Origin of the sequence: Rhodococcus sp. OK519, assembly GCF_003051005.1 — a bacterium.
Classification (GTDB): domain Bacteria; phylum Actinomycetota; class Actinomycetes; order Mycobacteriales; family Mycobacteriaceae; genus Prescottella.
Window position 1 is genome coordinate 388,573 of the sequence record NZ_QAOW01000002.1, and the last position, 25,917, is coordinate 414,489.

The 25,917-nt window shown below is 69.0% G+C and carries 23 protein-coding genes; 17 read left to right on the forward strand and 6 right to left on the reverse strand.

Annotation, left to right across the window (positions count from 1 at the left end):
* Window positions 1-88 precede the first annotated feature (88 nt).
* Window positions 89-1,090, forward strand: coding sequence for a M23 family metallopeptidase (locus C8K36_RS09165; protein ID WP_107984146.1), 1,002 nt, complete (start codon window positions 89-91; stop codon window positions 1,088-1,090).
* Window positions 1,091-1,174: 84 nt separating this feature from the next.
* Here C8K36_RS09165 and pcrA read toward each other — a convergent pair whose 3' ends face one another.
* On the reverse strand, window positions 1,175-3,649 hold the full coding sequence (gene pcrA, locus C8K36_RS09170) for a DNA helicase PcrA (RefSeq protein WP_107984147.1): 2,475 nt from the start codon (window positions 3,647-3,649) through the stop codon (window positions 1,175-1,177).
* Window positions 3,650-3,984: 335 nt separating this feature from the next.
* On the opposite strand from pcrA, the gene C8K36_RS09175 reads away from it, so the two are divergent.
* On the forward strand, window positions 3,985-4,278 hold the full coding sequence (locus tag C8K36_RS09175) for a chorismate mutase (RefSeq protein ID WP_107984337.1): 294 nt from the start codon (window positions 3,985-3,987) through the stop codon (window positions 4,276-4,278).
* Between the two features lie 76 nt (window positions 4,279-4,354).
* Here the strand turns inward: C8K36_RS09175 and C8K36_RS09180 are convergent, their stop codons facing one another.
* Window positions 4,355-5,818, reverse strand: a complete 1,464-nt coding sequence (locus C8K36_RS09180) for an NAD-dependent succinate-semialdehyde dehydrogenase (protein WP_107984148.1) — start codon at window positions 5,816-5,818, stop codon at window positions 4,355-4,357.
* A gap of 77 nt (window positions 5,819-5,895) precedes the next feature.
* On the opposite strand from C8K36_RS09180, the gene pgi reads away from it, so the two are divergent.
* A complete protein-coding gene (pgi, locus tag C8K36_RS09185) occupies window positions 5,896-7,545 on the forward strand; it encodes a glucose-6-phosphate isomerase (protein WP_107984149.1) in 1,650 nt (549 codons plus the stop codon).
* Between the two features lie 2 nt (window positions 7,546-7,547).
* Here pgi and C8K36_RS09190 read toward each other — a convergent pair whose 3' ends face one another.
* Window positions 7,548-8,348: an FAD:protein FMN transferase gene (locus C8K36_RS09190; protein WP_107984150.1), complete on the reverse strand. Its 801-nt coding sequence runs from the start codon at window positions 8,346-8,348 to the stop codon at window positions 7,548-7,550.
* Window positions 8,349-8,502: 154 nt separating this feature from the next.
* On the opposite strand from C8K36_RS09190, the gene C8K36_RS09195 reads away from it, so the two are divergent.
* The 9 genes from C8K36_RS09195 (at window position 8,503) to C8K36_RS09235 (ending at window position 16,693) form a co-directional block, all read left to right on the forward strand.
* A complete protein-coding gene (locus C8K36_RS09195; protein WP_107984151.1) occupies window positions 8,503-9,270 on the forward strand; it encodes a crotonase/enoyl-CoA hydratase family protein in 768 nt (255 codons plus the stop codon).
* Window positions 9,271-9,287: 17 nt separating this feature from the next.
* Window positions 9,288-10,556, forward strand: a complete 1,269-nt coding sequence (locus C8K36_RS09200; protein ID WP_107984152.1) for a hypothetical protein — start codon at window positions 9,288-9,290, stop codon at window positions 10,554-10,556.
* A gap of 98 nt (window positions 10,557-10,654) precedes the next feature.
* Complete coding sequence (locus C8K36_RS09205; protein ID WP_107984153.1) at window positions 10,655-11,173, forward strand: Arc family DNA-binding protein; 519 nt, start codon at window positions 10,655-10,657, stop codon at window positions 11,171-11,173.
* A gap of 46 nt (window positions 11,174-11,219) precedes the next feature.
* Window positions 11,220-12,101, forward strand: coding sequence for a DUF4097 family beta strand repeat-containing protein (locus tag C8K36_RS09210; RefSeq protein WP_107984154.1), 882 nt, complete (start codon window positions 11,220-11,222; stop codon window positions 12,099-12,101).
* Complete coding sequence (locus tag C8K36_RS09215; RefSeq protein ID WP_107984155.1) at window positions 12,098-13,060, forward strand: ATP-binding cassette domain-containing protein; 963 nt, start codon at window positions 12,098-12,100, stop codon at window positions 13,058-13,060. Before C8K36_RS09210 ends, C8K36_RS09215 begins: the two co-directional genes overlap by 4 nt.
* Window positions 13,057-13,848: an ABC transporter permease gene (locus tag C8K36_RS09220; RefSeq protein ID WP_107984156.1), complete on the forward strand. Its 792-nt coding sequence runs from the start codon at window positions 13,057-13,059 to the stop codon at window positions 13,846-13,848. The genes C8K36_RS09215 and C8K36_RS09220 overlap by 4 nt, the downstream gene beginning before the upstream one ends.
* 50 nt (window positions 13,849-13,898) lie before the next feature.
* A complete protein-coding gene (locus tag C8K36_RS09225; RefSeq protein WP_107984157.1) occupies window positions 13,899-15,350 on the forward strand; it encodes a dihydrolipoyl dehydrogenase family protein in 1,452 nt (483 codons plus the stop codon).
* 100 nt (window positions 15,351-15,450) lie between these two features.
* Complete coding sequence (locus tag C8K36_RS09230) at window positions 15,451-16,047, forward strand: hypothetical protein (RefSeq protein ID WP_107984158.1); 597 nt, start codon at window positions 15,451-15,453, stop codon at window positions 16,045-16,047.
* A gap of 7 nt (window positions 16,048-16,054) precedes the next feature.
* A complete protein-coding gene (locus C8K36_RS09235; RefSeq protein ID WP_107984159.1) occupies window positions 16,055-16,693 on the forward strand; it encodes an RES family NAD+ phosphorylase in 639 nt (212 codons plus the stop codon).
* Window positions 16,694-16,770: 77 nt separating this feature from the next.
* Here C8K36_RS09235 and C8K36_RS09240 read toward each other — a convergent pair whose 3' ends face one another.
* Complete coding sequence (locus tag C8K36_RS09240) at window positions 16,771-17,409, reverse strand: TetR/AcrR family transcriptional regulator (RefSeq protein ID WP_258195343.1); 639 nt, start codon at window positions 17,407-17,409, stop codon at window positions 16,771-16,773.
* Window positions 17,410-17,550: 141 nt separating this feature from the next.
* Here C8K36_RS09240 and C8K36_RS09245 point away from each other — a divergent pair, with 141 nt between their 5' ends.
* Both C8K36_RS09245 and C8K36_RS09250 read left to right on the forward strand, forming a co-directional pair.
* Entirely contained in the window at window positions 17,551-19,209 is a 1,659-nt protein-coding gene (locus C8K36_RS09245; RefSeq protein WP_107984161.1) for a class I adenylate-forming enzyme family protein, read from the forward strand.
* A gap of 15 nt (window positions 19,210-19,224) precedes the next feature.
* Window positions 19,225-20,967: an N-acyl-D-amino-acid deacylase family protein gene (locus C8K36_RS09250; protein WP_107984162.1), complete on the forward strand. Its 1,743-nt coding sequence runs from the start codon at window positions 19,225-19,227 to the stop codon at window positions 20,965-20,967.
* Here C8K36_RS09250 and C8K36_RS09255 read toward each other — a convergent pair whose 3' ends face one another.
* The gene (locus tag C8K36_RS09255; protein ID WP_107984163.1) at window positions 20,968-21,372 is read right to left on the reverse strand and encodes a DUF4259 domain-containing protein; all 405 of its coding nucleotides are present in this window, start codon (window positions 21,370-21,372) and stop codon (window positions 20,968-20,970) included.
* 116 nt (window positions 21,373-21,488) lie between these two features.
* On the opposite strand from C8K36_RS09255, the gene C8K36_RS09260 reads away from it, so the two are divergent.
* From C8K36_RS09260 to C8K36_RS09270, 3 genes are read left to right on the forward strand one after another with little or no spacing between them, the layout of a single operon-like run.
* Window positions 21,489-23,030, forward strand: coding sequence for a carboxylesterase/lipase family protein (locus C8K36_RS09260; protein WP_107984164.1), 1,542 nt, complete (start codon window positions 21,489-21,491; stop codon window positions 23,028-23,030).
* The gene (locus C8K36_RS09265; protein WP_107984165.1) at window positions 23,027-24,502 is read left to right on the forward strand and encodes a carboxylesterase/lipase family protein; all 1,476 of its coding nucleotides are present in this window, start codon (window positions 23,027-23,029) and stop codon (window positions 24,500-24,502) included. The genes C8K36_RS09260 and C8K36_RS09265 overlap by 4 nt, the downstream gene beginning before the upstream one ends.
* 58 nt (window positions 24,503-24,560) lie before the next feature.
* Window positions 24,561-25,001 (forward strand): GtrA family protein, encoded by a 441-nt coding sequence (locus tag C8K36_RS09270; protein WP_107984166.1) that lies wholly within the window; start codon window positions 24,561-24,563, stop codon window positions 24,999-25,001.
* On the opposite strand, the gene C8K36_RS09275 is transcribed toward C8K36_RS09270, so the two are convergent.
* The gene (locus C8K36_RS09275; protein WP_107984167.1) at window positions 24,984-25,850 is read right to left on the reverse strand and encodes an Fpg/Nei family DNA glycosylase; all 867 of its coding nucleotides are present in this window, start codon (window positions 25,848-25,850) and stop codon (window positions 24,984-24,986) included. The genes C8K36_RS09270 and C8K36_RS09275 overlap by 18 nt on opposite strands.
* Window positions 25,851-25,917 lie beyond the last annotated feature (67 nt).

Sequence of the window (25,917 nt, forward strand, 5' to 3'; positions counted from 1 at the left end):
GGTACAGGTTGCCCCGCCGCAACCGTTTCGTTACCGTCGCCAAGGTCTAAGTCACAGGCAGGTCACGGGCAGGAGGACGGCAGGGCACATGCACCACCGCACTCAGTTCACCGCCAGCCGATTCGTGAAACAGCACGCCGACGAGGAACCCGCCCAGGCGTTTCCGGCCGAGGCAGGTCCGGAGGCCACTGGCTCCGGAGCGGAAAGATCCGAGATTCGCAGCGTCATGCTCCACCACAGCACCGAAGTTTCCACCGCCCGCGAGGATGCCCCCGGCACCGGCGAGGCACCCACCGGGATCGCCGCCGTCAGCACGGCCACCGATGCGACTCCCCCCGGACGCGGTCGTCACCGCATCCCCACTCCCCCCACCGCCCTCAAGGGCCGCGCCGCCGTCATCGCAGTGGCGGCAGGCGCCGTAGTCGCCGCCGGGCAGGCCGCAATCAGCGGGCCGTCCCAGAATTCCGATCACTCCGAGGTTGCCCTCGACGAGGCCGGTTCCGTCGCCACCACCGCGATGCCCCAGGCCGCGCAGTTCAGCAACGTCGCGCAGACCACCTCCACCAGCTCCGCTCCGCAGGTGCTCGCGCTCGCGAATCCGACGGATCTGAACCAGTTCTCCAACCTCCTCGCCAAGGGCCAGCGCTTCAGCGAGGAGCGCGCCGCCCGCGAGGCCGCCGCCCGCCGCCCGCTGTTCGTCCTGCCGGCCAAGGGCACCTACACGTCGTCGTTCGGATCGCGCTGGGGCACCCTGCACGCCGGCGTCGACATCGCCAACGCGATCGGCACCCCGATCTACACGGTGGCCGACGGTGTCGTCATCGACTCGGGTCCGGCGTCGGGCTTCGGCATGTGGGTTCGTGTCCAGCACGCCGACGGCACCATCACCGTGTACGGCCACATCAACGAGACCCTCGTGACCGTGGGCCAGAAGGTCATGGCGGGCGACCAGATCGCAACGATGGGCAACCGCGGCTTCTCCACCGGCCCGCACCTGCACTTCGAGGTTCATCTGGCCGGCGAGAACAAGATCGATCCCCTTCCTTGGCTCGCGACCCGCGGCATCAGCCTCGGCGTCGAGCAGCCCTGATCCGGCTGCCCCCCAGACCGACAAACACCTCCGGCCCAAGCATTTCGCTTGGGCCGGAGGTGTTTCCGCTAGTCGCGGGTGGAATCAGAGCTTGATCATCGGCACGCCGCCGATGAGCATCAGCCGCACCTTACCGGCCGAGCCGAAGTCGATCGTGACGGTCGCCGTGGGACCGGCGCCCTTCGTCTCGAGCACCTTCCCGAGCCCGTACTTGTCGTGGTTGACGCGATCGCCGACCGCGAGAACGAGGTTGTTGTTGCGGCCGCGCGGCGCCCCGAAGCTCGGGGACGTGCCCGCATTCCGGTCGCTGCCACCGAAGCCCCCACCGCCGTAACCGGATCCACCGAAGCCCGAGCCACCGTAGCCCTGGCCACGCGGGCGGCCGCCACCGATGGCACCACCGGTACCGAGCACGCCCGGATCCTCGCGCCGCCAACTCACCAGATCTGCCGGAATCTCCTGCAGGAAGCGTGATTCCGGGTTGGTGACGGGTTGTCCCCAGGCCGATCGCACGATGGCGCGGGTGAGGTACAGCCGATGCCGGGCACGCGTGATTCCGACGTAGGCGAGTCGCCGTTCCTCGGACAGCTCGGCCGGATCGCCGAGCGCCCGCATGTGCGGGAACTGCCCGTCCTCCCAGCCCGTGACGAACACGACAGGGAACTCGAGCCCCTTCGCCGTGTGCAGCGTCATGAGCGTCACGACGCCCTCGCCCTCGTCGGGCACCTGGTCCGAGTCGGCGACCAGCGACACCCGCTCGAGGAACGCCGCGAGGGAACCCGGATCAGGCTGCCCCTCGTCCTCCGTCGCATCGTCACCGGAACCGTCCTCCTCGGCGAACGCGGCGGCGTTTCGCGCGTCGGAGCTGAACTCCCGTGCGACGCTCACCAATTCGTTGAGGTTGTCGAGGCGCGCCCCATCCTGTGGGTCGCTACTGGCCTCCAGTTCACGGCGGTACCCCGTGCGGTCGAGGACGGCCTCGACAACGTCACCGATGTCGGTGAGGTCGTTGCCGTCGGCGTCCAGGCTCGACAGCAGCGCACGCAGACCGTCCATCAACTCGACGAACGAGGCGATCGCCTTGGCCGAGCGGGTGTTGAGCAGCGGGACGCCGCCCTCGGCGCCCACCCGCAACGCCTGGGCGAAGCCGACGCCCTTCTGCTCGGCGTACACGGCCACGCATGCCTCGGCCCGGTCACCGATACCGCGGCGCGGGGTGTTGAGGATTCGGCGCACGCTCACCGTGTCGTTCTCGTTCGCCAGCACGCGCAGGTACGCGACGATGTCGCGCACCTCCTTGCGCTCGTAGAACCGTGTGCCGCCGACCACCTTGTAGGGAATGCCGAGGCGGATGAAGATCTCCTCCAGGGCACGCGACGAGTTGTTGGTCCGGTAGAACACCGCGACCTCGCCGAACTTGGTCTCGCCGGCATCGACCAGACGGTCGATCTCGGACGCGACGAACTGCGCCTCGTCGTGCTCGTTGTCGGCGACGTAGCCGGTGATCAGTTCGCCCTCACCGGAATCGGTCCACAACCGCTTCTCACGGCGACCGGTGTTGCGGGAGATCACCGAATTCGCGGCAGACAGGATGTTCTGCGTCGACCGGTAGTTCTGCTCGAGCAGGATGGTCCGGGCATCCGGGTAGTCCCGCTCGAATTCCTCGATGTTGCGGATGGTCGCGCCGCGGAAGGCGTAGATCGACTGATCGGCGTCACCGACGACACACAACTCGCCCGGCGGCACGGCGTACGGATCGTCCGACGCCTCCCCCACGAGCTCGCGCACCAGCATGTACTGGGCGTGGTTGGTGTCCTGGTACTCGTCGACCAGCACGTGCCGGAACCGGCGCCGGTAGTACTCGGCGACCTGAGGGTTCGCCTGCAGCAGGCCCACGGTCTCGCCGATCAGGTCGTCGAAGTCGAGCGCGTTGGCCGCCCGCAATCGCTGCTGGTAGTGGGCATACACCCGCGCAACGAGACGATCGAGGTCGTTGGAGTCGCGGTCGGCGTCCGCCGCGGCCTCCTCCGGGTCGATCAGCTCGTTCTTGAGGTTCGAGATCTTGGTAGCGAGCAGGCGCGCCGAGTACCGCTTGGTGTCGATCTCGAGGTCCTTCGAGATCATCGTGAGCAGGCGACGGGAGTCGTCGGCGTCGTAGATCGAGAAGTTCGAGTTCAGTCCCTGGAGCAGGCCGGCCTGAGCGCGCAGGATCCGTACGCAGCTGGAGTGGAAGGTCGACACCCACATGCTGTTGGCGCGCGGACCGACCAGTTGGGCGACGCGCTCGCGCATCTCCGCCGCGGCCTTGTTCGTGAACGTGATCGCCAGGATCTGGCCGGGGCTGACGCCACGGTCGGCGAGCAGGTACGCGATCCGTCGGGTGAGGACCGCGGTCTTGCCCGATCCGGCTCCCGCGACGATGAGCAGCGGTGATCCCGCGTGCAGCACCGCCTCGCGCTGTTGCGGGTTGAGCCCCTCGAGCAGTGCGTCGGCGGGGCGGCGAGAACTGCCCTGGGAACTGCCGGGAGTACCGAGCGTGGAACCGGAGATTGTGTTCATCGTCTGTCCACGCTACCGGCGAAGTCCGACACCGCGGCAGGTACCCGATCGTGCTGGTCGTGAAGGCAGTCACCCTTGCTTGGGTTGGGCTCGTCACGCGTGGCAAACTGGAGTGGTGATCATGGCCGCAACGATGCGAGCATCCGGTGCACGATGGCGCGAGTGCCGTCTGCACTGGCGATTTCCCAGCGGGTACCGACCGATGGTGCCCGCGGCCTGATCCCCCGCGAGCCCCGAGGTCCACATGGATCCCGGGGCGTTCTTGTGAGCAGGACCCGGATTCGTAACGACTCGAGGGAACCGAACGAACCTAGTTCCGACACGAGGAGATGACCATGAGCATTCCGACCGCAACTCCTTCATCCGATTCGCCCGTCCCCGCGAGCGAGGCCGAGATCGCCGAACTCCGCAAAGAGATCGACCGCCTCGACGCAGAGATCCTTGCCGCCGTCAAGCGGCGCAGCGAGGTCTCGCAGATCATCGGCCGCACCCGTATGGCGTCCGGCGGACCCCGTCTGGTGCACAGCCGGGAGATGAAGGTTCTCGAGCGGTTCAGTGAGCTCGGCCAGGAGGGACACACCCTCGCGATGCTGCTGCTGCGTCTCGGCCGCGGCCGGCTGGGACACTGACCCGCTCCGGTCTCCAACCTCCACAGCGCGAACTCGAGAAACGCCCGGCCCCCACGGACCGGGCGTTTCTCGTCGCTCACTGGAGGGCGATGTACTTGGTCTCGAGATACTCGGCGATTCCCTCGCTGCCGCCCTCGCGCCCGAACCCGGAGGCCTTCACGCCACCGAACGGCGCGGCCGTGTCGGAGATGACGCCGCGGTTGACGCCCACCATGCCGGTCTCCAGGGCGTCGGAGACACGCAGCGCGCGGTCGAGATCGCGCGTGTAGATGTAGGCGGCGAGGCCGAACTCGGTGTCGTTGGCGGCCGCGATCGCCTCCTCCTCGGTGTCGAAGCCGGTGATCGCGGCAACGGGCCCGAACACCTCCTCCCGCAGGATCCGCGCCGATGCCGGAACGTCGGCGAGGACGGTCGCCGGGTAGAACCAGCCCGGCCCACCCGGAGCCTCGCCGCCGAGCAGCACCTTCGCGCCGGCCTGGACGGCGTCGTCGACCAGTTCGGTGACGGTGTCGAGTTGATCGGCGTTGATCAGTGGGCCGAGCGTCGTCTCGGGGTCGATGCCGGGCCCCAGCTTGAACGCTGCCATGCGTTCGGTGAGCTTTGCGGTGAACTCCTCCCGCACGGCGTTGGCGACGTGGAAGCGGTTGGCAGCCGTGCACGCCTCGCCACCGTTGCGGAGCTTCGCGAGCAGCGCACCGTCGACTGCGGCATCGACATCGGCGTCGTCGAACACGACGAACGGCGCGTTCCCGCCAAGTTCCATCGAGGTGCGCAGCAACCCCTGCGCAGACTTCTCGACAAGCAGACGCCCGACGCCGGTGGACCCCGTGAAGGTCAGCTTGCGCAGCCGCGGATCGGCGAGCAGTGGTTCGGTGACGGCGCTCGACCGCGACGTCGGCAGCACCGACAGCACGCCCGGCGGGAGACCGGCCTCGGCGAACAGTTCGGCGAGCGCGAGCATCGTCAACGGTGTCTCCGAGGCGGGCTTGACGATCATGGTGCACCCGGCCGCAAGGGCGGGCCCGATCTTGCGGGTGCCCATCGCGAGCGGGAAGTTCCACGGCGTGATCGCCAGGCACGGCCCCACGGGCTGCTTGGAGACCAGGATGCGGCCGTTGCCGGCCGGCGCCGACTGGTACCGCCCCTCCATCCGGACGGCTTCCTCCGCGAACCAGCGGAAGAACTCGGCGCCGTACTTCACCTCGGCGCGGCTCTCGGGCAGCGCTTTGCCCATCTCGAGCGTCATAAGCTGCGCGAACGTCTCCGCCCGAGTGGTGATCTTGTCGAACACCGAGCGCAGCAGTTCGCCGCGCTCCCGTGCGGGGGTGGCGGCCCACTCCGACTGCGCGGCGACCGCGGCGTCGAGCGCCTTGACCGCGTCGCCGGGGCTGGCGTCCGCGACCTCGGTCAGCACGTCACCGGTCGCGGGATCGTGGACGGCGAAGGTGGCACCGTTCTCGGCATCGACGGCGGTGCCCCCGAGCCACAGTTTGGTAGGAACGGCACGAAGCAACTCGGCTGGGTTCATACCCCCCATCATGCGCCGACTCCTTCGTTCGTGTGTCGTTCAATGAGAGTCGACAAGAGCTTCCGGCCCCGGGCCGATAAGCTGCCTCCATGAGCACAGACATCACCGGTACCGCAGCCTGGAAGAACCTGGATGCGCATCATCGAGTGATCGAATCTGCCCATCTACGAGACCTGTTCGCGCAAGATCCCGCCCGAGGGACCGAGCTGACGGTCACCGCGGGCGACCTGTACGTCGACTACAGCAAGCATCGTGTGACCCGCGAAACCCTCTCGCTGCTGGTCGATCTGGCGCGCACCGCGCAGGTCGCGCAGCGTCGGGACGACATGTTCGCGGGTGCCCACATCAACACGTCCGAGGACCGCGCGGTGTTGCACACCGCCCTGCGCCTGCCCGCCGACGCCCAGCTGACGGTCGACGGACAGGACGTCGTGGCCGACGTCCACGACGTCCTGCGCAGGATGGGTGATTTCACCGATCGTGTGCGGTCCGGGCAGTGGCGCGGCGCGACGGGTGAGCGGATCCGCACCGTCGTGAACATCGGCATCGGCGGCTCGGATCTGGGTCCGGTCATGGTGTGCCGCGCGCTGCGTCACTACGCCGACGCGGGCATCTCGGCGCGTTTCGTCTCCAATGTCGATCCCGCGGATCTGGTGGGAACGCTCGCCGACCTCGACCCCGCCACGACGCTGTTCGTGGTGGCGTCCAAGACTTTCTCGACGCTCGAGACACTGACCAACGCGTCGGCCGCGCGACGTTGGCTCGTCGACGAGCTCGGCGAGGACGCGGTTCCCAAGCACTTCGTCGCGGTCTCGACGCACGCCGAGCGCGTCGCCGAGTTCGGCATCGACACCGCCAACATGTTCGGCTTCTGGGATTGGGTGGGCGGCCGCTACTCGGTGGACTCCGCGATCGGGCTGTCGGTGATGGCGGTGATCGGCAAGGAACGGTTCGCGGAGTTCCTCGGCGGCTTCCACACCATCGACGAACACTTCCGAACGGCGCCGCTCGAGAGCAACGCCCCGGTTCTGCTCGGCCTGATCGGAGTCTGGTACTCGAGCTTCTTCGACGCCGAATCGCGTGCAGTGCTTCCGTATTCGAATGATCTCGCGCGTTTCGCGGCGTACCTGCAGCAGCTCACGATGGAGTCGAACGGCAAGTCGGTGCGCGCCGACGGCTCTGCGGTCACCATCAAGACGGGTGAGATCTTCTGGGGCGAGCCGGGAACCAACGGCCAGCACGCGTTCTATCAACTGCTGCATCAGGGCACCCGCCTGGTGCCGGCCGACTTCATCGGCTTCGCCGAGCCCACCGACGACCTGCCCACATCCGACGGCAGTGGCAGCATGCACGACCTGCTCATGAGCAATCTGTTCGCGCAGACCAAGGTGCTCGCGTTCGGCAAGACCGCCGAGGAGATCGCCGCCGAGGGCACGCCGCCGGAGTTGGTGCCGCACAAGGTGATGCCGGGCAACCGCCCGACCACCACGATCCTGGCTCCGCGACTGACGCCGTCGGTGATCGGTCAGCTCATCGCACTCTACGAGCACCAGGTATTCGTCGCGGGCGTCATCTGGGGCATCGACTCGTTCGACCAGTGGGGCGTCGAACTCGGCAAGACCCAGGCACTCGAGCTGGGGCCCGTACTCACGTCAGCGGAAGCGCCTCCGCGGCAGGACGATTCGTCGACGGATGCCCTGGTGCGCTGGTACCGGAACCAGCGCGGTCGCACGGCCTGAGATCAGGCGGCGTGTGGGTGACTCCACCCGCACGTCGTGTACACGCGGCGGTCGCGGTCGACCAGTCGCGCGGCCAGCTCCTGCTGTTCGAGCCAGGTCATCGCCCCGACACCGCGCCGCAACGACGCTGCGGCGGAACCGTGGGCCCACAGCGCATCCTCCGCCATCACCGAGACCTGCTCCCACTCCCCACCGACCGGGTCGTGGCCGGCGAAGGTGACATCCGTGCCCGCGGTGGCGAACGCGGATCCTGTCGGCAGTTCGACCGCGCCGTTGCCGGGCACCTGGACCTGCCAGCCCCCGGCCGGGCAGTGTCCGGCCGTGGCGACGTCGAAGCCGACCCGCACCAGCACTCCACATTCGAGTTCGTGGGCGACGAGCGCCGCCGCTCGATCGGCGGTGTCGGCTTTCGCGATGCCAGCGATGTCGAATGACGCGCCCCACGGCGCGAGAACGGTGTCGTCGTCGATCTGAACGTCCGCGAATGTGGGCACCGGATGGATCGACGGCACCCCGGACTGCGAGTCGTCGACGGCGAGCGGACTGACTGCCCCGTCCGTCATCCGCGCCACCCACAGCGCCGACCGCAGCAATCTCGCGAGGCGCACGCTGACCCGAACCGGGAGGCCTTGGGCCAGGTTGACGGCATGGATCTCGGCATCACCGCGCTGCAGGCTGCACGCAGCCTCCGCCCCGGCGATCACGGACCCCACCAGTGCGACGGCGGGACCCAGCGCCGCCCCCTCTGTCACCTGGACTTGGATCTCCTCGTTCCAGGCGCTCCATCGAGTGTCGACCAACATGGCGTGCTCCGTACGAACCGGTGCGGGCAAAACGGGTTCATGCCCCACCAATTATGCGCTCGCGGCGGACCCTCGTGTCCCCCGTGAACCGGTTCGGCCGCCGAACTCGCCGAATCGGCCCTGCCGCGCCTACGGCCCCGAGTAGCGTCGAATCATGCCGGTACGCAGCGAGAAGACCGGACCGGTCACGACGATCGTGTTGGCCCGGCCCGAGGTTCGCAACGCGGTGGACGGACCCACCGCCGCAGCCCTGGCCGCAGCGTTCCGCGAGTTCGACGACGATCCCGACGCCGCGGTCGCGGTGCTGTGGGGCGAGGGCGGCACGTTCTGCGCGGGAGCGGACCTCAAGTCACTCGGGACGGACCGATCGAACCACGTCACACCGGACGGTGACGGCCCGATGGGACCCACCCGCATGCGCCTGTCCAAGCCCGTGATCGCCGCCGTCTCCGGACATGCGGTGGCGGGCGGCCTGGAACTGGCGTTGTGGGCCGACCTGCGAATCGCGGAGGCCGACAGCGTTTTCGGAGTGTTCTGCCGCCGCTGGGGAGTACCGCTCATCGACGGTGGCACCGTGCGTCTGCCGCGAATCATCGGCGTCGGGCGCGCGATGGATCTCGTACTCACAGGGCGGGCGGTCGGCGCCGCGGAGGCCCTCGAGATCGGCCTGGTGAACCGGGTGGTGCCACCCGGTCAGGCCCGCGCCGCCGCCGAGGAACTGGCCGCCGAACTGGCGGCGTTCCCGCAGACCTGCCTGCGAGAGGACCGGATGTCGCTGCTCGAGCAGGATGGCCTGTCCGAGGAGGACGCGCTGGCCTCGGAGTTCCGGCACGGCATGGTGGCGGTCACGGTCGACGCCCTGTCGGGTGCGGCCCGGTTCACGGCGGGCGAGGGCCGGCACGGGAGCTTCGACGACGCCTGACGGTAACGTCCGGTCTCATGGACCGGCTGACCATGGTGGACGAGATCTTCCTACGCAGGCACCACGGCTACGGCATGCCGATCGTGATGCAGGGCCTGTGGCGCACCGTCGAGACCGTCGACGCCGGGGTCCTCCAGTCGGTTCACGAGGCGTTGTCGCGCGGCGCCCTCGGCCGGCGGGTCGTCCGCCCCCGGGTGCCGGGCGCCCGTCCCCGGTGGGAGGCGAGCACCGAGACCCACCCTCTGCGATACGACACGGACCCGGTCGACGACGTCGTGGCGTGGGCCGACGCGCAGACCGACGTGGACGTCGATCCGGAGTACGGACCGGCCTGGGCGCTCTCGGCCGCGCCCACCCCCGACGGCGGCACCGTGATCTCACTGATCTGTTCACACGTGGTCGCAGACGCCCGCGGCCTCGTGTCCGCGGTCGATGTCGCGCTCACCGGCAAGCCCCCGGCCCCGGCCCCTCTCCGCACGTCGGACGCCGCGGACGCCGCCCGAACCGTCGGCACCGTCCTGATCCGCGGCGTCACGGCGTCGTTGGGACTGGTGTTCAGCGCGGCGCGGCGGCGCGAACTGCGCGAGTTCCGCGACGCCAACCCGAAGCCGCAGCCCGAGCAGACTCACATCGCGACCGGGACGGCCACCGCGATCCTCGATGTCGACGCCGCCGCATGGGACGCGGCGGCACAGGCCGGCGGTGGCACCGCGAACGGACTGTTCCTCGCGCTCGTCACCGCGATCGCGGACGCGGCCGGCGTCCCCATGCCGCTGCACATCAGCGTGCCGGTCGACACCCGCGATTCCGACACCGTCGACAACGCGATGGTCATCACCGAAGTGGTGACGACACCCGAGGACTCCCTGGCCGACATCCGTCAGCTCAGCCGGGCCGCCTTCGACCGGCCACCGATGGGCGCCCCGTCGGGATTCCCCGAGGAAACAGCTCAGATCCTGCCCGATCGCATCGCGAACCACCTCACCTCCGGCGCCGGGGAACGCGACGCGCTCTGCTCCAACATCGGACGATTGCCCGACGCGCTGGCATCACTCGGCCCCTATCGGACCACCGGTGTGGCGACCCGCGCCGTGCACCCGGGCCTGACCGTGGACCGGGCGGCCGCGACGACGACGAGGCTGTCGGGATACCTGTGCTCCTACGACGACACCTACACGTTGTCGCTGGTAGGGGTTGATCCTGAGTACTTCGGTGATGGCGCCGGACTCCGCGACAACGCCGTCACCCAACTCGGGAAGTGGGGGCTGTCGGCTCAGTCGTGGTGAGCGAGTCGGCACCATCCGACTCCATTCGGCACCACTGTGGCGCCAAATAATCCACGCACCCCCTTCCTATGGCACCAATGTGATGCCATAGTGGTGCCATGGAACTGGAACCGTATGTCAGCGCCCTCCATCACGACCTCGCCGTCGCGGCCGAGGCCGGCGGACCGGATGCCCGCGCACTCGCGGAGCGATTGACGGCGCCACTCGATTCGGCTGTGCGACTGGCACTCCTCGACGCGCTGTCGGCCGCCGCAGCCGAGATCACGCGAGATCTCGCGCCCGGTTCCGTCGATCTGCGTCTGCGCGGACGTGAGCCGAGCTTCGTCGTAACTCCCCCGCCCGCTCAGCCTCCGCTCGACGATGTCGCCGCGACCGGTGGCGCAGAACCCGCGCCGCGACTGTCCGAGAGCGACGAGGGTCCGATGACGCGAATCAACCTCCGCCTGCCACAGGAACTCAAGGACCGTGTCGAGGATGCGGCGCGAGCCGCCGGAATGTCGGTCAACGCGTGGCTCGTCCGATCCGCGACGACGGCGCTGGACGAGGGCAGCGGCGCCCGCCGGACCGAGCGACGCGCTCCGACCGGAGGCGACCGCTTCACCGGTTGGGTCCAGTAGCTCCGCATCCACTCGCTTCCCGAACACCACGAAAACGAGGACCATCATGACCATTTTCAGTACCCCCGAACCGATTTCGGCCACCCTCTCGTTCGCTGTCGGCGATGCGACCATCGCCGCCTCCGACCGGGAAGACACAATTGTCGAGGTCCGCCCCAGCGACCCTCACCGCGAGCTGGATGTGCGTGCGGCAGAACAGACCCGTGTCGAGTTCGCGTCAGGCATGCTGCTCGTCAAGGCTCCCCGCCCGCGCGTGCTCGGAATGTGGGGCAAGGTCGGATCCGTCGACGTCACAGTCGAACTGCCGTCCGGCTCCGCAGTCGAAGCCGACGCAGCGGTCGGTGCCTTCCGTTCCACCGGCACCCTCGGAGACTGCCGATTCAAGACCTCGACGGGAGATGTCCGCCTCGGCGACACCGGCACCCTGACCGCGAGCACCGGCGCTGGAACGATCACCGCCGAGATCATCGGCGGTGACGCCGATCTGTCCACCGGGTCGGGCAAGATAGAGGTTCGGCACATCGACGGCGGGGCGGTCGTCAAGAACTCCAACGGACACAACCGGATCGGGTCTGTCACCGGCAGCCTGCGCACCAAGACCGCCAACGGCGACGTCGTCGTCGGCAGCGCAGGGGGCGACATCGACGCCGCCACCGCCAACGGCGAGGTCCGGGTCGCCGAACTGACGCGCGGCATCGCATCGCTGAGGAGCGGGCACGGCGAGCTCGAGCTCGGCATCCGGCCCGGGACGGCCGCGCGCCTGGACGTGCACACCTCGTTCGGCAAGGTCCACAACCTGCTCACGGAAGTCAATGCACCTGCGTCGACCGGAGACCGGCTCGAGGTCCGGGCCCACACCGGCTTCGGCGACATCACCATCAGCCGAGCAGAGCTCGGGGAGAACACAACTCGAAAGGCAGAGCTATGACGGCGACGGTCTCCACATCATCGGCGGTTCGCGTTCGCTCCCTCCGGAAGTCGTTCGGAGACAAGGTGGTCCTCGACGGCATCGACCTCGACATCACCGAAGGTACGATCTTCTCCCTGCTCGGCCCCAACGGCGCCGGCAAGACCACAGTGGTCGACATCCTTTCCACGCTCGTCCGGCCCGACACTGGTGACATCCGCGTGGCGGGTCACGACCTGGCTTCCGACCCGGACAAGATCCGGGCCGCGATCGGCGTCACCGGACAGTTCTCGGCGGTGGACGGCCTGCTCACCGGCGCCGAAAACCTCACGCTCATGGCCGATCTACACCATCTCGGTCGAATCGAAGAGCGTCGCCGCACCGCGGAACTGCTCGAGCGGTTCGACCTCACCGAGGCTGCCGCCGAGCCGGCCGGAAGCTACTCGGGCGGCATGCGGCGCCGACTCGATCTCGCGATGACACTCGTCGGGAGACCCCGCATCATCTTCCTGGACGAACCGACCACGGGACTCGACCCGCGCAGCCGCCGCACCATGTGGGACATCGTGCGCGAACTCGTCGCGGACGGCGTCACGATCTTCCTCACCACGCAGTACCTCGAGGAGGCCGACCAACTGTCGGACCGGATCGCGGTGCTCGACCAGGGCAGTCTGGTCGCGGAGGGCACGCCGGCCGATCTCAAGCAACTCGTACCCGGCGGCCACGTCAGCCTGCAGTTCTCAGATGTCGACGAGTTGACAACGGCGGCAAACCTTCTCGTCGACTCCACCTGCCACAACGAGACCCTCACGCTGCAGGTGCCCGGGGACGGCAGCGTCCCATCGCTGCGCTCGATCCTCGACCGGCTCGACGCCGACTCCATCGAGGTCACCAACGTCGCCATCCACACTCCCGACCTGGACGACGTGTTCTTCGCTCTCACCGCCCGTTCCGACTCCCCGAAGGGGGCTCTGCGATGACCACGCTCTCCTATGCCGTCAGCGATTCCGCCACGATGCTGAAGCGGAATCTGCGGCACATGATCCGGTATCCGTCGATGACGGTCATGCTCGTCGGAATGCCCGTCGTACTCCTGCTGCTGTTCGTCTACGTCTTCGGCGGGACACTCGGTGCGGGACTCGGGGATCCGGCCGGCGGCCGCGGGGCGTACGTCGACTACGTCACCCCCGGGATCCTGCTGATGACCGTCGCGAGTTCGGCTCAGGGAACGGCGATCTCGGTCGCGACGGACATGACCGAGGGCATCATCGCCCGGTTCCGCACGATGGCGATATCGCGCGCGTCGGTCCTGACCGGACACGTCGTCGGCAGCATGATCCAGACGATGCTCAGCCTGGCCGCCGTGACCGGCGTCGCCGTGCTCATCGGATTCCGTCCCACCGCCGGGCCGGTGGAGTGGGCCGCCGCGATCGGCCTGCTCGCCGCCTTCACCCTCGCGATCACGTGGCTGTCCGTCGCGTTGGGCCTCGTCTCGCAGAGCGTAGAGACGGCCAGCAATCTGCCGATGTTCCTGATCCTGCTGCCGTTCCTCGGTAGCGGCTTCGTACCCACCGACTCGATGCCCACCGCGCTGCGCTGGTTCGCCGAGTACCAGCCGTTCAGCCCGGTCATCGAAACCCTGCGTGGACTGCTCCTCGGCGAACCGATCGGCGCGAACGGTGCGCTGGCGGCGGCCTGGATCGTCGCGATCGCGGCGTTCGGGTATATCTGGGCGAAGCGCCTGTTCGAGCGCCGTTCCCCCCGCTGAGAGCATCCCGAAGGGGCGCGAAACCTCTCGCCCCGGCCTACCGTGGATCCATGGCTCCCGAAGAGTTCGATGTCATCGTGATCGGAGGCGGGCCGACCGGGGAGAATGCGGCGGCCTACGCCATCGCCGGAAGTGATCGCACCGCGGCACTCGTCGAACACCAACTGGTGGGCGGCGAGTGTTCGTATTGGGCGTGCATGCCGTCGAAGGCGCTGCTGCGACCGGTCGAGGTCCTGAGCACCGCTCGGCACATGCCCGGCGTCGAGGAGAAGGTCAACGCGTACGGCCTCGACGTCGAAGCCGTCCTGGCCCGCCGGGACGGCTTCACGCACAACCTCGACGACTCGTCGCAGGTGCTGTGGGCCGATTCGGCCGGCATCGATGTGATCCGCGGCAGCGCCCGGATCACCGGGGTGCGTGAGGTCACCGTGGGCGACCGGGTGCTGCGGGCCCGGCACGCGGTGGTCCTGGCGACCGGCACCACCGCGAGCGTGCCCGATCTCCCGGGCCTGCGGGCCGCCCTGCCGTGGACGTCCCGGGACGCGACGAACGTCCACGAGATCCCGAAACGGCTCGCGGTCATCGGTGGCGGCGTCGTCGCGTGCGAGGCCGCGACGTGGCTGCACGAACTCGGCGCCGACGAGGTGACGTTGGTCGTGCGTGGGTCGGCACTGCTCGAGCGGACCGAACCGTTCGCGGGCGAGATGGTCGCCGAGAAGATGCGCAAGCACGGCGTCAACCTGCGGTTCGGCACGTCGCTGCAGTCCGCGTCCCGCCAAGACGCCGTCGATACCGGCGTCGGCCGGATCCACGGCGGCCCGGTGACGCTGAATGTGCGCGGCGACGGCTCCGACCCCGAACTGACGGTCGACGAGGTGCTGGTCGCAACGGGTCGCACGCCCGCCACCGTGGGCCTGGGACTCGAGCGCCTCGGACTGCCCGACCACGGCTACGTCACCGTCGACGATCGCCTGACGGTCACGGGGGTGGACGGCGACTGGCTGTACGCGGTCGGCGACGTCAACGGCCGTGCCCTGCTCACCCACATGGGCAAGTACCAGGCCCGGGTGTGCGGCGACGTCATCGCGGCCCGCGCGGAGGGCCGCCCGCTCGACGGGCCGCGGTTCGTCGCGTCGGCCGATCACGGCCAGGTACCCCAGGTGGTGTTCACGACGCCCGAGGTCGCTGCAGTCGGTCTCACCGAAAGCCAGGCGCGTGCAGACGGATTGGACGTGGACGTGGTCTCGGTCGATATCGATGTCGCGGGAGCGGCACTGTCCCGCGACGACTATTCGGGACGGGCGTCGCTCGTGATCGACCGCGCGACCGACACGATCGTCGGCGCGACGTTCGTCGGTTCGGGCGTCGCCGAACTGGTGCACGCCGCCACCGTCGCGGTGGTGGGCAAGGTGCCGCTCGAGACCCTGTGGCACGCAGTCCCGTCGTACCCCACGGTCAGCGAGGTGTGGCTGCGACTACTGGAGGCGCGGCGCACGCCGTAGTCGGCTCGCACGCCCCGATCGCTGTTTCCAACCCCGGTTCCGATGTACCCTTTCCGACACGGCAGGTACGCGGTACGCTGTTGGCACATCTGGAGGTGCCATGCTCGCCAACCGTGACCGCGCCCGCGCCACTATCCACGCCCTGTCGGACCAGGACCTGGTGGAACTGCTCGCCGAGGAGATCTCGCGACGCCCCAACCTTCGGCCCGTCCGCGACGATGTCACCGCGCTGCTGTCCATGGGCCCGGCGCTGGCGCTGCAGCACGAGCGCGCCGTCGCCAACCCGGCCGCCGCGGCGGTCGCCCGCACCCGCATCGTGGCGTCCGCCCTGCGCTCGCTCGTCGACGACCACGAGATGCTCGACTCCACCGCCGTGAGCCGAACGCTCGGCAAGGCGGCCACGAGCAGGAATACCGCCAGCCGACTCGCCGCAGCGGGCACCGTCGTCGCCCTGCCGGCGGCCGGGCACAAACTCTTCCCCGCCTTCCAATTCGATCCCGAGCGCCGCGAGGTGCGCCCGATCGTCGCCGAGATCAACCGGGCGATCGGCGCCAAGGACGATCCGTGGGGCGCCGCATCGTGGTGGCTGAATCCGACAGCTTTCGAGAATGATCCGCGTTCCCCCGCCGAACTCGCCGTCGCGGGCGGTCGCGAGCAGGATCTGAGGGACATGGCCGACGACCTGATCGCGGACTGAGCGGCCGGTGGAATACCCGGATCCGCCGACGCATCTTCCGCCCGCCCTCGTCGTCACACTGCCCGCCGACACGTCGGTGTGGCGCATTCACAGCGCCGCACGCGGCGGCGCCGATCTCAATCCGACACCCCGCCCACGCGTCCGCACCGGCGGCCGGTTCGACAGCCTCGACGGCTCCTACGGGTACCTCTACGCCGGGGACAGTCCGGCCGCCGCGGTCGCGGAGACGCTGTGCCGCAACCTTCCCGTCGACCAGTCCCCCAGGCTGATTCCGCGAATCCAGATCCGCGGACGCGTCCTCAGCGAACTCCGCACCACCCGGCCGGTCCGGGTGATCGATCTGACCGGAACCGGTGCGGCGCGTCTGAATGCCGGCGTGTGGCTCACCAAGTGCGATCCGTCCGGCTATCTCGCCACCCGACGATGGGCGGCGGCGGTGCTGGCCGCCGACCCGGGCATCGACGGCGTGCAGTATCGACCCCGGCACGACGAGAACAACCTCGCCTGGATGCTCACGGACGCCCCCGGCATCACCGCACATCCCGCGCTCGAACCGGTGGGCGGCGTCGTTCCTCTCGACTCGGCCGACGGGCATTACCTCCTCGGTGCACTGCTCGCCGCCCACAACGCGGCCCTCGCTCCCTGATCACCGCCGTGCAATCCGTCTGTCGTGCAACACTGTCGGGGCGATCACGACGTCTGGCCGCGCTGGTCGAAGCCGACTCAGGCGGGTGACGTCAGCGCCGGAAACCAGATGTCCGTGAGGACCCCGGCGGCCTGATCTCGGGGAATCTCGATCGTCCCCTGCAGAGCCCACCGGGTGAAGAACCGTTCGAGCTGCGTGACCAGCAGTTCGACGCGTAGCCGGGCCTCACCCTGCCGGTCGTGCGGCCAGCGCGCCAGGTACCGCGTCATCGAGTTGGGCAGGGCCACAATCGCATCACGGGACGTCTCCCGGAACGACGGTTCCAGCGCGACGGCCTCGTCCCACGCAGGAAGCATCTCCTTGCAGCCGTCGAACCAGTCGATCGCCCGCTCCACCCAGGCCGTGAACTCGTCACGCGATCCGGTGTCGAGCACCCGGTCGAGATCCTCGTAGAACGCGAAGGCGCTCGGCACCATCTTCTCCAGACTGATCGCCCGCAGGGCCTCGAGCTTGCCGGGGAAGTGCAGGTAGAACGTCGCGCGGCTGCACCCGACCGCAGCGGCGATGTCGTCGACGGTGACGGCCGCGTATCCGCGCGCGGAGAACTCCTCACGGGCCGCTTCGAGCAATCGGGTCCGCGTCCAACGCTTCTGTTCGTCGCGCAGTCGGCCGCGCCTGGTCTTCGCACCGTCCGTCACCGCTCTCACGCCGCTCACGATCGCCCACTCCCCCGCTCTCCGACAAGCCACCACGCGATTTCCATGACTACTCGGCCAGTCACTTGACACATCGTCAGCCGACACCCGACTATGACGCACATCACTAACGCGCATGTTCGGATTCGAGAGGAACCACCAGTGACCAAGTCTGTCGACCCCCAGGCGTACATCGCGTCGGTCATGGCCGGATTGACGGGACCGGGCGGGCGCTTCGAGCTCGCCGAGGAGGACGTGCTCGGCGCCCGGATGCCGGTGATGAAGAACCGCGACAGGTCACTGGGCGATGTGCTCGCCGCGTCGGCCGCGTACGGCGACCGTGACTACCTGGTCACCGAGGACCGCCGCATCAGCTACGCCGACCACCTCGACGGCGTCGCCGCGCTGGCCACCGCACTGAGGGAGCGGTACGGCGTCGGCAAGGGCGACCGGGTCGGCCTGCTCTCCGCGAACACGCCCGAGTGGGTCGAGTCGTTCTGGGCAGCGCAGTCATTGGGCGCCATCGCGGTCGGCTTCAACGCGTGGTGGGTGCCGCGCGAGATCGAGTACGGCGTCGGGCACACGCGTCCGTCCGTCCTCATCGTCGACGCCAAGCGCGCCGCACTGCTCGACGGTCTCGATCTCGACGTCCCGGTCCTGACGATGGAGGACGACATCCCCCGTCTCATCGCGGAGTTCGCCGGCGCCGATCTGCCGACCGCCGACGTCGCCGAGGACGATCCGGCGGTGATCCTCTACACCAGCGGCACCAGCGGACGCCCGAAAGGCGCGGTGCACTCGCATCGAAACCTGTTGGCGGTCATCGACTATCACCGCTACAGCGACGCGCTGGCCGCGGCCTTCACGGGCGCGGCCCCGAGCGACGGCCCGAGCGATCTGCGTTACCTCCTGACGTCACCGCTGTTCCACATCGCAAGCCTGCACAACCTCGTCGTCCCTCGACTCGCGACCGGCAGCGCCGTCGTGCTCTACCAGGGCTCGTTCGACGCAGACCGGGTGCTGCGGCTCATCGAGCGGGAGAAGATCACCAACTGGGGCGCGGTCCCCACGATGGCGAGCCGCCTGCTCGAGCACGAGGACGTCACGCGCTACGACACGTCGTCGCTCACCGCATTCTCGCTCGCGTCGGCGCCGTCGTCGCCAGGTTTCCAGCAGCGACTGCGCGAGCGCCTGCCGTTCGCGGCGAACGCTCTCGTCGACAGCTACGGGCTCACCGAGTGCAGCACCGCCATCTCGGTGGCGACCCCGATGGATCTGCAGGCGTTCCCGGGCAGCCTCGGACGCCCGATCGTCGGCGTCGCAGCGGAGGTCCGCGATCCCCTGGGTGAGCCGGTGCCGGAGGGCACAGAGGGTGAAATCTGTGTACGCAGCCCGTACGTGATGCTCGGCTATTGGGAGAACGAGACCGCGACCGCCGACGCAATCCGGGACGACCGCTGGCTGCACACCGGCGACTTCGGCGTGATCGAGAACGGCATGGTCCGGCTGACCGGGCGGCGCTCGGATCTGATCCTGCGCGGCGGCGAGAACGTCTACCCGGTCGAGATCGAGCAGTGCCTCGACGAGCATCCCGCCGTCGCCGAGTGCGCGGTGGTGGGTATCGATCACCCCGATCTCGGTGAGGAGGTCGCCGCCGTCGTGGTGCCGCGCGCCGGAATGTCGGTGACCGAGGACGAATTGCGGGCGTACGCAGCCGAGCACCTTGCCTACTTCAAGGTGCCGAGCGTGTGGCGCATCACCGGGGAACCGTTGCCGCGCAACGCGACCGGCAAAACCATGCGCAAGCAGATCGTCATCTGAGCGAAAGAGGTCCCGATGAACTACGACGTGATCGTCGCGAACGGCCGGTGGTTCGACGGGACCGGGAAGGGTTCCTCGACCCGTAACCTCGGCATCCGCAACGGCCGCATTGCCACGGTATCGAGCGAACCACTCGACGAATCCGGGTGCCCGCGGGTGATCGACGCCGCCGGCAAGTGGGTGATCCCCGGCATGCTCGACATCCACACCCACTACGACGTCGAGGTCCTGTTACGGCCCGCGCTCGACGAGTCGGTGCGGCACGGCATCACGACGGTGTTCGTGGGATCGTGTTCACTCTCGACGGTGCACGTGGATCCGTCCGACGCCGGTGACCTGTTCGGCCGGGTCGAGGCGATCCCGCGCAGTCACGTCGTCGAGGGACTGGCCGACCGCAAGACGTGGAGTTCGGCGCGCGAGTACGTCGGCGCACTCGAGTCGCTTCCGTTAGGGCCGAACGTCGCCGCATTCATCGGGCACTCCGACATGCGCGCGTCGTTGATGGGCCTCGACCGGGCCACCCGCAAGGAAATTCACCCCACGGATGCCGAACTCGTGGCGATGGAGACGCAACTGACGGAGGCACTCGACGCCGGCTTCGTCGGAATGTCGTCGCAGCAGCTGATGTTCGACAAGCTCGACGGCGAAGTCTGCCGTTCCCGCACCCTTCCGTCGACGTACGCGACGACGCGGGAACGGCGGCGACTCAACGCGATCCTGAGGCGCCGCGGGCGGGCACTGCAGGGCGGACCCGACGTGGCCCGCCCGCAGAGCCTCGTCGTGATGGCGCTGAGCAGTCTCGGCATCGGCCGCAAGCGACTCAAGGTGAGCCTGCTGTCGGCCGCGGATGTCAAGGCGATTCCGGCTGTGGCGCACATCTTCCCGATCATGGCGCGGGTCCTCAATCGCCTCGGCGGCGACTTCCGCTGGCAGCACCTGCCGGTTCCGTTCGAGGTGTACTCGGACGGCATCGATCTGCCGGTGTTCGAGGAATTCGGCTCGGGCGCTGCGGCGCTACACCTGTCGAATCAACTCGACGAGCGTCGGGCACTGCTCGCCGACGAGGCGTACCGGCGCCGGTTCCGCAAGGACTACGACAAGAAGTACGGGCCGCGGGTGTGGCATCGCGACTTCTTCGACGCCGAGATCGTGGAGTGCCCGGACGAGTCCGTGGTCGGGAAGACGTTCGGCCAGGTCGGTGTCGACCGGGGCGGCCTGCACCCGGTGGACGCGTTCCTGGACCTGGTGGTCGAGCACGGCACCAAGGTGCGGTGGCGCACCACGATCTCCAACCACCGCCCGGAGGTCCTGAACACCTTCGCCGCCGATCCCGGGGTGCAACTGGGATTCTCCGACGCCGGCGCGCACCTGCGGAACATGGCGTTCTACAACTTCGGGCTGCGGTTCCTGCGCCGCGTGCACGACGCCGAACGCGCCGGTAAGCCGTTCATGACGATCGAGCACGCGGTGCACCGCCTCACCGGCGAACTCGCCGACTGGTACGGCCTGGACGCCGGGCATCTGCGCGAGGGCGACCGCGCCGACCTGGTGATCGTCGATCCGGCGCACCTCGACGACTCGCTCGACGCGTACGCCGAGTCCCCGATCCCCGAGTACGACAACCTGTCCCGGATGGTCAACCGCAACGACGACGCGGTGGCCGCAGTGTTGGTCGGTGGCGAGTACGTCTTCGGCGCCGGACAGGCCGCCGACGTCCTGGGGACCCGGCGCACCGGCCAGTTCCTGAAGGCGCGGTGATCAGCCCAACGCCCTGAGACTCTCCAGCCTGGCCAGAACCGGTGCACGCCATTCCGCGAGATCCTCCGGACCGTTCTCGGCCCACAACTCGTGGAGTTCGGAGGTGTCGCTGTCCGCGATCGTGCGTTCGAGTGTCGCGAGGATCCACTCGCGCTGCTCCGCGGTCAGGGACGCGCTGAATGCGGCGGCGTCGATGCCGTCCAGGTGCGGGGACGCCTGCTGAATACCGTGGCCGACGGCCACGACCTCCGCGTACGCAATCGCCGCCTGCGCGTCGTCCGCCTCGAGATACTCCCCGCCCACGTGGCTGGTGAAGTCGTCGATGGCGAAGTTTCCCGCCCGCAGCGCGGCAAGCAGGTCGCCCGCTCCGTCGTTCTCGAACGGTCCCGAACCCCATGTCCCCATCCCCACTCCTCCTGTCGCACCGGCCGTCTCCATACGGGACCGACCCTACGGCCGACCTCCGACAGCCGACCCTGTCCCACCTGGTCGCGGTGTTCTGTCGCCGTATAGTCGCGATCATGACCTCGAGTCTGGACGTGACCACTACCGACGGCGTCGTCCGGGGACGCCGGATCGGCGACCTGCTGACCTGGCGCGGAATCCCCTTCGCAGCCCCGCCAATCGGGCCGCTGCGGCTACGGGCACCGCAACCGGTGGAGCCGTGGGCGGGCATCCACGACGGCACCGAGTTCGGCGCCGCCGCTCCGCAGTCACGAATGGGTACCACGCTGCGCCCCGGCAAGTACCAGCCGATCTCGGAGGATTGCCTCACACTCAACGTGCTCGCCCCGTCCGCACCGAGCACGACGCCGCGACCGGTGATGGTGTTCATCCACGGCGGCGCTTTCGTCCTGGGCACCACCGCGATGGGCATCTACCGCGGAGACCGATTGGCCCGCCGTGGCGACGTCGTGTACGTGTCCGTGAACTACCGTCTGGGCGCACTCGGCTACCTCGATTTCACCGAGTTCTCGTCCGCCGATCGGCCGTTCGACTCCAATCTCGGTCTGCGTGACCAGGTTGCCGCACTGCGCTGGATCCAGCGCAACATCGCTGCCTTCGGCGGCGACCCGGACAATGTCACCATCTTCGGCGAGTCGGCGGGCGGCACGTCGGTCACCACACTGATGGCGACGCCGGCGGCACAGGGCCTGTTCGCACGCGCAATCGCCGAGAGTTCGGCCCCCACTCTGGTGGGCGACGCGCCCCGGGCGCGCCAGTGGGCACGGCAGTTCCTGACGCTGCTCGGGTGCGACGACACGACCGATGCGGCGCGTGCACTGGACGCCGCCACCCCGGCCGAGCTCGGCAAGGCCGGAAGCAGGTTGGGCGCAAAGGTTCTCGCCGAAACTCCGGGACTCCACCCCTTCGGGCCCGTCGTGGACGGCGACTACCTGCCCGTCGAGCCTCTGCGGGCGTTCACCGACGGAACCGCGCACCGGGTGCCGCTGATCATCGGCACCAATGCCCGCGAGGGCACGCTCTTTCCCAAGGTGCTCGACGGCCTGCCCACCAACGCGGCCCGCATCGACGCGATGTTCGCCCTCACCGACCCCGACGCACGGGACCGCGTCGTCGCCGCGTATCCCGGCTATCCGGGTCCGATCGCAGCGATCGAGCTGGGCGGCGATCTGACATTCTGGAGGCCGTCGGTCGACATCGCCGACGCCCATTCCGTCCATGCTCCCACCTACAGCTACCGCTACGATTTCGCACCGCGCCTGCTGCATCGACTGGGGCTGGGAGCCACCCATGCCTTCGAGTTGTTCGCGGTGTTCGGCTACGGCGATTCTGCGGCGGGACGGGCGCTCACAGCTTCCGGTGGCCGACGCGGGATGCGGGCGGTCACCGACCGGGTACAGGAGAACTGGATCTCGTTCGCCCGCAACGGCGTACCGGAGCCGTGGTGGCCTCGGTACGATATCGACAACCGGCGCACCCTGCTGTTCGACGTACCTACCCGCGTCGAGCGAGACCCGGGACGGGAACGTCGAGTGGCGTGGTCCGGGTATCGCGGATACCTGGGAGACGGCACCGTCGACGCCGAACGACAGCAGTGACCGGCGACAGCACGGACGTCGTCCTCACCGACGGAACGGTCCGGGGTCGGCGTCTCCCGGACCTGCTGTCGTGGCGCGGAATCCCCTACGCCGCACCGCCGATCGGTAGACTGCGGCTGCGGGCACCGGAGCCGGTCACGCCGTGGACAGGTATCCGTGACGCCGTCGAGTTCGGGCCCCCGGCACCGCAACAACGCCGGTCCGGTGACGAGGACTGCCTCACGCTCAACGTCCTTCGTCCGGCCGAACCGAGCAGCACCGCCCGCCCCGTCATGGTCTACATCCACGGCGGAGCGCACACGGCCGGGACGTCGTCGGATCCGCTCTACAGCGGAGCCTCCCTCGTCCGCCGCGGCGACGTCGTGTTCGTCTCGCTCAACTACCGGCTCGGCGCGCTCGGCTACCTCGACTTCCGCGAGTTCTCCACGGCAGAGCGTCCTTTCGATGTCAATCTGGGCCTGCGCGACCAGATCGCCGCGCTCGAGTGGGTGCAGCGGAACATCGCGGCCTTCGGTGGGGATCCGTCGAACGTCACACTGTTCGGCGAATCGGCCGGTGCGGACGCGGTGGTGACGCTGATGTGCACCCCGGCGGCACAGGGACTGTTCGCCCGCGCCATCGCCCAGAGCCCGCCGCCCGCCACCTCCAACGGCGGTGAACTGGCAGCCCTGTGGGCCCGCGAGTTCCTCGATATCGCGGGGGTGTCGCGCGCGGACGCCGCCCACTACCTCGCATCCGCGAGCCCGGACGTGCTCGTGCGGGCCGCGACGACGCTCAGCGCGCGCGGCGCCGACGAGGCCCCCGGCGTCCGGCCGTTCGCCCCGGTCGCCGACGGCGACCTGCTTCCGCAGCACCCCCTCGACGCGTTCGAGGCGGGCGCCCAGCATCGGGTGCCGCTGATCATCGGCACCAACGCGGAGGAGGGTCGGATCTTCCCGAGGATGCTCGACATCCTGCCGACGAACCGCACCCGGATCGCGACGATGTTCGAGGGCACGGACCCGGCGATCGTGGAGCGCGTGATCGCGTCGTATCCGGGCTATCCGAGGCGGCGGGCGGCGGCGGACCTCGGCGGGGACGTCGTGTTCTGGGAGCCGTCGCTGCGGTGTGCGCACGCGCACACCCGACACAGCGACACCTACATGTACCGGTACGACTTCGCGCCGCGGCTGATGCGGCTCATCGGTCTGGGCGCCACGCACGCCACCGAGTTGTTCCCCGTGTTCGGCACCCGCGGGCTCACGACCGGGACGATGACGGCGCTCGGCGGGCGGCGGGCACTGCGCACGGTGTCCGACACGATGCAGGGCCACTGGCTCGCGTTCGCCCGCGGCGGGCGTCCGCTCGAGACCTGGCCGCACTACTCGCTCGAGCGACGCGACACCTTGATCATCGACGAGGTCTGCCGGGTCGAATCCGATCCGCTACGGACTCGCCGCGAGGCGTGGCGCGGATACCGGCACCGCCATTAGTTCCCCCATCCGCTACCGTTGCGGGTTGCAACCAATATTCAGGCTGTGGGAGACCTCGATGGCGATGCTCGATCTGCGTCTGGGCGGCGATGGATGGGCCGCCCAGTTGACGCGTTTCGCCCTCGTCGGCGGATCCAGCAACGTTCTGTACGCGCTGTCGTTCGTCGCCCTCGACGCGTACGGCACATTGCTCGCGAACGCCGTGGGCGTCATCACCAGCACCGTGCTGGCCAACGAACTGCATCGTCGACGCACGTTCCGCGCCGCAGACCGAGTGCCGTGGTTCGCTGCCCAGTGGGAGGGCGGCGCGCTTGCCCTCGTCGGCCTGCTGATCAGTTCCCTGGCCCTCGCCGCGCTGCACTTCTTCCTGCCCGGCTCGACGGACCTGGTGTCGATCGCACTGGTCATCGCGGTCAGCGGCGTCGTCGGCGGCCTGCGGTTCATCGCCCTCCGTGGCTGGGTGTTCGGACGCCGCGACCCGCTACTTCAGAAGTCGTGACATCCGCCGGTCGGCAAGGATCTTGCCGCCGGTCTGGCACGTCGGGCAGTACTGGAACGATCGCTCCGCATACGACACCTCCCGCACCGTGTCCCCACATACCGGGCACGGCATCCCGGTCCGCGCGTGGACGGTCATGCCGGCCCGCTTCTCGCCCTTGAGTCGGGCTGCCTCCTGTCCCACCGAGCGCGCGACGGCGTCCCCGAGTTGCGTGCGCATCGCGTCGTACAGGCGGTCGACCTCGTCCGGTGCCAGCTTGGCCGCCGTCGCGAACGGCGACATCCGCGCCGCGTGCAGGATCTCGTCGGAGTAGGCGTTGCCGATCCCGGCGAGCATCGACTGGTCCACGAGTGCGGTCTTGATCCGGGCAGTGGTGCCCGCGAGGATCTCGCCGAACTGCGGCCGCGTCACCTCGAGCGCATCGGGTCCGAGCCTGGCGATGCCCGGCACCTCCTGCGGGTCGGCCACCACCCACACCGCGAGGCGCTTCTTGGTGCCGGCCTCGGTCAGATCGAACGCGGGCGTATCCGCGTCGGGCGTGAAGAAGTGCACCCGCAGCGCCAGCGGCCCCTTGCCCGGCTTCGGCGGCGCGGGGCTGGGATTGTCTGCCCAGCGCAGCCACCCGCCGCGGGACAGGTGCGCGATCAGCCACAGCCCGTCGCAGTCCATCGCGAGATGCTTGCCGAACCTGCGTGCGCCGGTGACGTTGCGGCCCTGCAGCGCGCCGATCGGCGGATCGAACGTCTTGAGCACACTCAGCGCGGCCACGTCCACGCGGCCCACCACCGCGCCGACGGCATGGTCGCGCAGGAACTGAGCCAGGGCCTCCACCTCGGGCAGTTCGGGCATGGGGTCAGCGTAAGCGCGGACACCGACGGCCGCGCGCGGATCAGTCCCCCGCGCGCGCAATCGTGCG

Coding starts and splice junctions, on each gene's coding strand:
- C8K36_RS09220 (WP_107984156.1), top strand. CDS start 13,057: ATGACCACGCTCTCCTATGCCGTCAGCGATTCCGCCACGATGCTGAAG.
- C8K36_RS09225 (WP_107984157.1), top strand. CDS start 13,899: ATGGCTCCCGAAGAGTTCGATGTCATCGTGATCGGAGGCGGGCCGACC.
- C8K36_RS09275 (WP_107984167.1), bottom strand. CDS start 25,850: ATGCCCGAACTGCCCGAGGTGGAGGCCCTGGCTCAGTTCCTGCGCGAC.
- C8K36_RS09195 (WP_107984151.1), top strand. CDS start 8,503: ATGCCGGTACGCAGCGAGAAGACCGGACCGGTCACGACGATCGTGTTG.
- C8K36_RS09270 (WP_107984166.1), top strand. CDS start 24,561: ATGGCGATGCTCGATCTGCGTCTGGGCGGCGATGGATGGGCCGCCCAG.
- C8K36_RS09205 (WP_107984153.1), top strand. CDS start 10,655: ATGGAACTGGAACCGTATGTCAGCGCCCTCCATCACGACCTCGCCGTC.
- pgi (WP_107984149.1), top strand. CDS start 5,896: ATGAGCACAGACATCACCGGTACCGCAGCCTGGAAGAACCTGGATGCG.
- C8K36_RS09210 (WP_107984154.1), top strand. CDS start 11,220: ATGACCATTTTCAGTACCCCCGAACCGATTTCGGCCACCCTCTCGTTC.
- C8K36_RS09200 (WP_107984152.1), top strand. CDS start 9,288: ATGGACCGGCTGACCATGGTGGACGAGATCTTCCTACGCAGGCACCAC.
- C8K36_RS09215 (WP_107984155.1), top strand. CDS start 12,098: ATGACGGCGACGGTCTCCACATCATCGGCGGTTCGCGTTCGCTCCCTC.
- C8K36_RS09190 (WP_107984150.1), bottom strand. CDS start 8,348: ATGTTGGTCGACACTCGATGGAGCGCCTGGAACGAGGAGATCCAAGTC.
- C8K36_RS09165 (WP_107984146.1), top strand. CDS start 89: ATGCACCACCGCACTCAGTTCACCGCCAGCCGATTCGTGAAACAGCAC.
- C8K36_RS09260 (WP_107984164.1), top strand. CDS start 21,489: ATGACCTCGAGTCTGGACGTGACCACTACCGACGGCGTCGTCCGGGGA.
- C8K36_RS09255 (WP_107984163.1), bottom strand. CDS start 21,372: ATGGGGACATGGGGTTCGGGACCGTTCGAGAACGACGGAGCGGGCGAC.
- C8K36_RS09175 (WP_107984337.1), top strand. CDS start 3,985: ATGAGCATTCCGACCGCAACTCCTTCATCCGATTCGCCCGTCCCCGCG.
- C8K36_RS09250 (WP_107984162.1), top strand. CDS start 19,225: ATGAACTACGACGTGATCGTCGCGAACGGCCGGTGGTTCGACGGGACC.
- C8K36_RS09230 (WP_107984158.1), top strand. CDS start 15,451: ATGCTCGCCAACCGTGACCGCGCCCGCGCCACTATCCACGCCCTGTCG.
- C8K36_RS09180 (WP_107984148.1), bottom strand. CDS start 5,818: ATGATGGGGGGTATGAACCCAGCCGAGTTGCTTCGTGCCGTTCCTACC.
- pcrA (WP_107984147.1), bottom strand. CDS start 3,649: ATGAACACAATCTCCGGTTCCACGCTCGGTACTCCCGGCAGTTCCCAG.